Genomic DNA, 1328 nt, shown 5'->3' with positions numbered 1-1328 from the left:
CGGTTGTCCTGACGTACAATGGAGCTGGTTCTTCGTCAGTCATATTCTTGATCGTCATTATCACCCTTCGGTATATTTCATCCTCCGGGTTAAGGAAGTGCGCATCGCAGGTAGCAACTACCGGTTTGTTATACTGCTCGCCGAGTTTTACAATGCGTCTGTTCAGATTCAGGATATCTTCTTCCGAATTTACGCTGCTGAATTTTTCTTTCTCGTTTCCTATCATGAACTTGTTGTTTGCCCTTGGCTGTATTTCCAGATAGTCATAGAAATTTACTATGGAAGCTATCTCTTCATCTAACCTGTCTTCAAGGAGTGCATCATACAATTCTCCCATGCAGCATGCAGAGCCGATTATCAGGCCTTCCCTGTATTTCATCAGCTCACTACGGGGTATTTTCGGAGTTCTGTAAAAATAATTGAGGTGCGAAAGGCTGATGAGAGTGTATAGGTTTGTTCTTCCTACAGAGTTCTTGGCCAATATTATGATATGATGCGATCTCATCCTGCTCACTGCCTTGGGATCCATTTTTTCAAGCGCATGTAAACCGCTGAGGTCGTTTATCCCTCTGTCATTGATATCTTTAAGGAATATCGCAAAAATCTTTGCTGTACATTCCGCATCTGAAATAGCCCTGTGATGGTGGTCATTAGTCACTCCCAGCTTTTTGCAAACAGCATCAAGATGATGATGTGCCTGCTCCGGATAAAACGCCCTTGATAATCCCATGGTATCTATGCATGTAAAATCAGCAGGTAAACCAAGCTCCTTGCACTTTTGATTTATGAATCCGATGTCAAAAGTCACATTATGACCTACAAGTATCGCCCCTTCGCAGAATCTGACAAATCTTGGAAGAATGACATCTATTGTAGGGGCATCACATACCATCTCATCCATGATGCTGGTAAGTCTTGTTATATGCGGAGGGATAGGAGTTTCCGGATTGATGAATTCTGAAAATCTCTCAGTTATTTCCCCGTCTTTAAGCTTTACGGCACCGATCTCTATTATCCTGTGCTTTATGGGCGATAGTCCGGTGGTTTCTATATCAAATACCACTATTTCTGAATTATCCAAATCCTGTCCTTTTTCATTAATGACAATCTGGTTATAGTCATCGACAAGATATCCCTCGACACCTGGAATTACTTTAAATTTTTCAAGCCCCGGGTACTTCTTCCCTTTATCCTTGTAAAAATGGCTCCATATGGAAAGTGCCTGTGTCACAGCGTGATCTGTTATGGCAATACCGGGCATTCCCCACTTAAATGCCTGCAGGCATATATCCTCGACTGAAGAAACTCCGTCCATATCACTCATCTTT

1 protein-coding gene is annotated in these 1328 nt (G+C 42.3%); it reads right to left on the bottom strand.

What is annotated here, in order from left to right; genetic code table 11:
- Nucleotides 1-1328, bottom strand: a 1328-nt coding sequence (locus tag BMW61_RS21515) for an exonuclease domain-containing protein (protein WP_139176522.1), incomplete at both ends; no start/stop codon positions are given.

The sequence above is a fragment of the Butyrivibrio sp. ob235 genome (assembly GCF_900109475.1).
Classification (GTDB): domain Bacteria; phylum Bacillota; class Clostridia; order Lachnospirales; family Lachnospiraceae; genus Butyrivibrio.
Note: the sequence above shows the minus strand (reverse complement) of the source record. Positions and strands in the feature narration are given on the sequence as shown.